Source organism: Halanaerobium sp. (genome assembly GCF_003070835.1).
On the sequence record NZ_QBLR01000251.1, the window covers coordinates 1 to 5146 of the forward strand.

10 protein-coding genes are annotated in these 5146 nt (G+C 33.5%); all 10 read right to left on the minus strand.

The features are described from left to right. A partial coding sequence (locus tag CI949_RS16605) for a JAB domain-containing protein (RefSeq protein ID WP_290768373.1) occupies positions 1-347 on the minus strand: 347 nt, incomplete at its 3' end. A 15-nt stretch (positions 348-362) separates the two neighbouring features. Then, a complete protein-coding gene (locus CI949_RS16610; RefSeq protein ID WP_290768375.1) occupies positions 363-812 on the minus strand; it encodes a RadC family protein in 450 nt (149 codons plus the stop codon). Continuing rightward, entirely contained in the window at positions 775-987 is a 213-nt protein-coding gene (locus CI949_RS16615) for a hypothetical protein (protein ID WP_290768377.1), read from the minus strand. Before CI949_RS16615 ends, CI949_RS16610 begins: the two co-directional genes overlap by 38 nt. Then, positions 977-1234 (minus strand): hypothetical protein, encoded by a 258-nt coding sequence (locus tag CI949_RS16620; RefSeq protein WP_290768380.1) that lies wholly within the window; start codon positions 1232-1234, stop codon positions 977-979. The genes CI949_RS16615 and CI949_RS16620 overlap by 11 nt, the downstream gene beginning before the upstream one ends. Before the next feature lie 19 nt (positions 1235-1253). Further along, a complete protein-coding gene (bet, locus tag CI949_RS16625; RefSeq protein ID WP_290768383.1) occupies positions 1254-2117 on the minus strand; it encodes a phage recombination protein Bet in 864 nt (287 codons plus the stop codon). Then, entirely contained in the window at positions 2118-2969 is an 852-nt protein-coding gene (locus CI949_RS16630) for an ArdC-like ssDNA-binding domain-containing protein (RefSeq protein ID WP_290768385.1), read from the minus strand. A 68-nt stretch (positions 2970-3037) separates the two neighbouring features. Then, positions 3038-3598, minus strand: coding sequence for a host-nuclease inhibitor Gam family protein (locus tag CI949_RS16635; protein WP_290768388.1), 561 nt, complete (start codon positions 3596-3598; stop codon positions 3038-3040). Positions 3599-3609: 11 nt separating this feature from the next. Continuing rightward, positions 3610-3732 (minus strand): FYDLN acid domain-containing protein, encoded by a 123-nt coding sequence (locus tag CI949_RS16640; protein WP_290768390.1) that lies wholly within the window; start codon positions 3730-3732, stop codon positions 3610-3612. 11 nt (positions 3733-3743) lie between these two features. Continuing rightward, entirely contained in the window at positions 3744-4310 is a 567-nt protein-coding gene (locus tag CI949_RS16645) for a hypothetical protein (protein WP_290768392.1), read from the minus strand. A gap of 70 nt (positions 4311-4380) precedes the next feature. Further along, on the minus strand, positions 4381-4533 hold the full coding sequence (locus tag CI949_RS16650) for a hypothetical protein (RefSeq protein ID WP_290768394.1): 153 nt from the start codon (positions 4531-4533) through the stop codon (positions 4381-4383). Positions 4534-5146 lie beyond the last annotated feature (613 nt).

The window sequence follows — 5146 nt, forward strand, 5'->3', positions numbered from 1 at the left end:
TCTTGTATCAGAAATTTATTGAATTCAGAATCATAACTGTTTATTTTTAATCCATCAGCTTTACTTTGTGCTAATATAATTGAATCAGCTTCCAGTCTTAAAGCGAGATAAAATAAATCATCAGTACCAATCTTTTCTAAAGCATCACCTCCCCTCATTAGTTCTACTAAACCAATTAGTCTGTCATCATTATCTAAAGCGATCATTCCTACCGCTTCTTCCTCTCCATTAATTTTCAAAACATCAACAAATATCTCTACTGCATCTTCTGGTTTTTTTATATGATTATTTATTCTGCAATCACTTCTCTTTTTATCATCAAATTCAATGCTATCAATTTTGAGCATCTAATAAACTCCTCTCTAGATATGATTTTCTTCCTTCATACTACTGTAATTACCATCATTACCAACTATAATATGATCAACTACATTGACCCCCAGTATCTTACCTGACTTAACCAGCTTTTTAGTAATATTAATATCATCACTGCTTGCATCTATATTACCACTTGGATGATTATGGCCTAATACTATACCGGCTGCATTCTGCAGGATTGCTCTTTTAAAGACCTCTCTCGGAGTGACTAAACTTGAATTTAATGTGCCGGTTGAAACTTCAAATAATCCAGTCACCTTATTTCTGACATCTATAGTCGCCATCACAAATACTTCTTCTGATCTTTTATCTAACTCTGCTACTTCAATAAATAAGTTTCTAGCAGCAATAGGATTATTAATAGTTTTATTTAAATCATATCTGCCACCATTTTCTTTAACTACTCTCAGTGAAAACTTTTGGATGTTTACCATTATTATCTACTCCTTTGTATTTGTTTTTCATTCTTTTTAGTCTAATTAACCTCTGTTCCTCAAGCAACTCCAACTCATCCATTGTCTCAGCGTATGGTCCTAAGGCTCTTTTTATTCTCCAGGCATCAGAAGGTACTCCATTAACAGGCACAGCTATCACCTCATCAGCTTTCACATACTTTTAGTTCTCCATCATCAATAATCAAATCAAGCACTCTATCAGTATCAACTTCTTCCGGAACCACCTCTATATCACTTAAGCTCTCAAAAGTTTCATTAGCATATTTATCAATCAATATTTCCAATAATTTAATCTGATCAAGCTGCAGCAGCTCAACTGCTTCTTTTTTATCTGCTGCTTCAACTATTAATTCACCACCATGATATTCTCTCCAGCTGCAATTAACTTTGAATTTAGGCATCTATCATCAACCTTTCTTTTTAGGCCATCTTTTTAAAGGTATTTAATATATTCTTTAGCTGTTTAAACTGACCATCACTTAAATCATCTATTGACAGGTTCTTATCTTTATCCAGGCCTTCCTTTTCTTTTACTTCCCTCAGGTAGGTAAATAAATCTTTTCTTAGGCCTTTATCATTGCCTATTAAATCTTTAATTTCTTTTTCTCTTTCAGAAAGTTCAGCTTCAATATCTATATCTATTTGAGTATCTTTCTTATCATCAGCTTTCTTCTTTTTCTTAAAAGGTCTTCTCGGCTTTTCTTTATCTTTCTCATTTAAACGCTGTACATCCATCTCCTCAGCTGTTACCAGGCCTGATACAGTAAAAGCTCTTTTTAAAGCCATTGATTCAGCTACCTTTAATATCATAGCTGATGGATACTGTGTCCAGACTCTGGTGCCGGCAAAGTATTCTTTAAAGGGAGCAAAGACATAGACTGGATATTCTCTATCTTTCCGGTAGACTAGGGCATAAGCACCAATAATATCGCCTCTATTGGTACCATATTCATGATCTATACCCTGAGCTTTTCTTCTAAACTTGTCATTTTCCCTAACCACATCTGATACCAGGCCATTGTATTCCTGATGTCTATCAGCTATCTTTAGATAACCATCTCGTGAGGTCATGATTGTTGGTTTGCCTTTAATCTTCCAGAAAAATATCTCTTTATTAAAAGGATCCAGTCCATAAGTTTTAGCTATATGCAGAAACATTCTCAGTTCATCTGTATTAGCATCACTGGCTACTGTTCTTTTTATAGTTTCTACTTCTTTTTGAGTAAAACTGATCAGTTCCTTATTTCTGCTTTCAATATCAACCACTTTATTTTGAGCAGCCATTTATATAACCTCCTTCAGCTTATTATTATCAATGCTTTCATTTAGAAAATATTGATCTAGAAATCCTATAATCTCTGATGCTATACTACTGATCCTTTTTAAGCTCTGCTTTAAATTATATGATTTTTTATACAAAGCTAAGTATTTGTCTGATTTTATTTCTACACCATAGTGGTCCATGACTATGAAGGCAGCTGCTTCTGCTTCCATCTCTTTAACCTCTTTACTCATATCCTTCCTGCTTTCTTTATCATGCAGCAGTTCATGTGCTGTTTCATGGACTAAAACACCCGATTTTTCAGTATCATTAAGCTTTTTATCTATTACTATCTTGCCACCCTGAGAATAGCCTTTTAAGCCTTCTTTCAGCTCTTTTATCTCCAAGTCAATTTCTTTAGTTTCAAGGAATTTCTTTAAAGGTAATAGGAGCTTGCTGTTAGTATCTTTAACTGCTATATCAATACTGGGCAGAGGCTTACCTTCAGTTTGGCTGACATCGAAAACACTTACCGGCCTGAAATACATTCTCTTAACTTCTTTTTCTACTTCTCTAAGCTGAACATTAACATTCTTTTCTTCAGTAACTTTTTTCTTATAAGTAAAAGGAGCAAGTATCGAAATAGCTTTTTCTCCTTTTTTAACATGACGATCAAACTTCTTCTGCCACTGCTTATAGCCAGCAACTAAAGTAGCCTCCGGTTTCTGCAGCTGAATTAGAATTCTATTTTGATAGCTGTAATTATGAAATTTAGCTAAAGTCTTAAGTATTTCTTTAAATTCGTCTGAATTCTGGACTAAATCAATCTTCTGATTAAGCTTCTTTAATAATTTTTTAGTTTTAGCTTTGCTCATTTAAATTACCTCCTTAAATCTAAAAAGAGCCCGGCTTAATAGCCAGGCTCCTATAGTTTATTTGCTTTTTATTCTTTGACTTTAACTTTAAATTTTTCTCCTCTTTCCGTAACTACAATTCCCCCTACTACTTCTCCAGTATCAGCCACAACTGCTTTACTGCCAACTATTCTTATTTTCTTTTTCAGCTTTCTTTTATCAACCTGCTTTTTGATTTTAATAGTATCTTGAAGACTTTTCTCTGCAAATTCTAATAACTTATCATTATCGTATTTCCATTTATCTCGCTGTTTTCTAAATTGCAGCTGGCCGAAGGGTAATTTATGAGTCTTAAGTTCCAGATCATCTTTTTTTAGCTGTTCAGCATAGACCCTGAGCAGACCTTCCATGTACTCAATATCATTATCCAAATTATCATTTTCAGATTCCAGCCACTGATTGACCTCATCTATTTCCTTTTGTATCTCTTCAATCTCTGTATCAGCAAACTCCTGATTCTCTTTCTTTTTCTGCTTTAGATGTCTGATCTTCCTTAAAGCCCAGTTAGCTTTTTGGTCATTATCAATAAGGAAATGGTTATTTTCTTTTTTCTGATCATTTTGTTGTCGCTGTAATTTAACTGCTTCCATAGTCAGCCTCCTTAGTTTTTAGCTCTAATTGCCTCTACATCATCTAAATTCTCACCACAGTAAGGACAGATCCAGGATTTCTTATTTGCACTGTAACTTCTTCTATTACATTCAGGACACTCTTTAACATACATTCATTTGCCTCCTATGCTGATTTAGAATTTATATAGCTATCTTTAACTAATTCCTGAAGCATCTGCTTTAATGGCTTTTCTCCCCGGTCTAAAACAGGCATTATGACAGCTTTTACATCTTCCTGATTATCCAGGATAAACAGAGGATTATTATTATCCTTAACCTTATATTTATCTCCATAATCTAATAGAAAATCATATTCTCGGTTAAACATTCCAATATCATTACCAGCTTTAAAGATTCTGACTTCATCTCCGGAATCATTTTGCTTATAGAAGTCAGTAATTACTGCTTCATATTTAGCATTACCAATCTGGCTGGTAACTGTTTTCGTATTTAGCTTATTTTCTCTAAATACATTAGCCCCGGCTGAAGAGATTGTTCCTTCAAAATTAAAGGGTATATCTGCAGTCGACTTATAGCTGTTATATTTAGCAAAGAACTTGCCAAATTCAGCTTCATTAAGCTTTACCATGACATAGGTGTCTGTTACGTTATATGATCCATCCTCAAACTTCTCAATTATCACATTATCGCTCTTCCTGATCAGCTTTGCTATTTCTTTACCATTAATCATTTTATCCACTCTCCTTAAATTTTTTTAGAAAAATAAAAAGTCCTGCCACTTAAGGCAGGTTAATAATTAGTTAATATTTAAATATATCCGGTAATTCCCTCCAAATTGCATCAAAACTGGTGTTATGTTGACTAGATATCTGTTCTACTGCTTTAGTTGCTTCCACCCCGAGAATGATTAATTTAATAGCTGCTGCAGCTAATGCTGCTAATGACACTGACATAGGTAATCCTCCTTTCTCTTTGATGGTATTTAAAGAGTTAATTCTTCTTGATCACCTATATAATATATAACTGTAAACTGGTTAAATTAATTCTGATGACAAAAATAATAGCCACCCTAATACAGGATGGCCAATTGTATGATCTCCTTATTTATTTGATCTATATCATCTGTTTCAGCTATAGTCTGTCACAGTTAGCAAGTTAGATGCTGTAAATATTGATTAGTTAGAAGCTATTCCTCCCGGTATAAGTTATAATCTTTTCCCAGCAACAGTGAACTTAATTAAATCAGCTGATTTAATCTCCCTTAAACTTCAAGAAGCAATTTCTGCTCTACCTGTTTCTCTATTTGCTCCTGTACAAATGCAGTATTCACAGCATAATACATAATTTTTGCTTGTGATGATAAATCTATCACCAGGAATAATATTTGCTTTAACTCAATATTTATTGCCTCAAGTATCGATTTCCAGCCTGGATTGAGTTGATTTTCAGTCTGCAGTTATAATTTTTCTAAGTCATTGTTGGAGTATTTTAGAGCAAAAAGTTTCCCCTTAAAAAAAAGCCATATATAAAAAAAATAAACCCCTTCAAAAATTTAAAATAAATATT

Bases quoted from the DNA above. Each gene is read 5' to 3' on its own strand.
- CI949_RS16620 (WP_290768380.1), bottom strand. From the start codon at position 1,234: ATGCCTAAATTCAAAGTTAATTGCAGCTGGAGAGAATATCATGGTGGT.
- CI949_RS16635 (WP_290768388.1), bottom strand. From the start codon at position 3,598: ATGGAAGCAGTTAAATTACAGCGACAACAAAATGATCAGAAAAAAGAA.
- CI949_RS16650 (WP_290768394.1), bottom strand. From the start codon at position 4,533: ATGTCAGTGTCATTAGCAGCATTAGCTGCAGCAGCTATTAAATTAATC.
- bet (WP_290768383.1), bottom strand. From the start codon at position 2,117: ATGGCTGCTCAAAATAAAGTGGTTGATATTGAAAGCAGAAATAAGGAA.
- CI949_RS16640 (WP_290768390.1), bottom strand. From the start codon at position 3,732: ATGTATGTTAAAGAGTGTCCTGAATGTAATAGAAGAAGTTACAGTGCA.
- CI949_RS16645 (WP_290768392.1), bottom strand. From the start codon at position 4,310: ATGATTAATGGTAAAGAAATAGCAAAGCTGATCAGGAAGAGCGATAAT.
- CI949_RS16630 (WP_290768385.1), bottom strand. From the start codon at position 2,969: ATGAGCAAAGCTAAAACTAAAAAATTATTAAAGAAGCTTAATCAGAAG.
- CI949_RS16610 (WP_290768375.1), bottom strand. From the start codon at position 812: ATGGTAAACATCCAAAAGTTTTCACTGAGAGTAGTTAAAGAAAATGGT.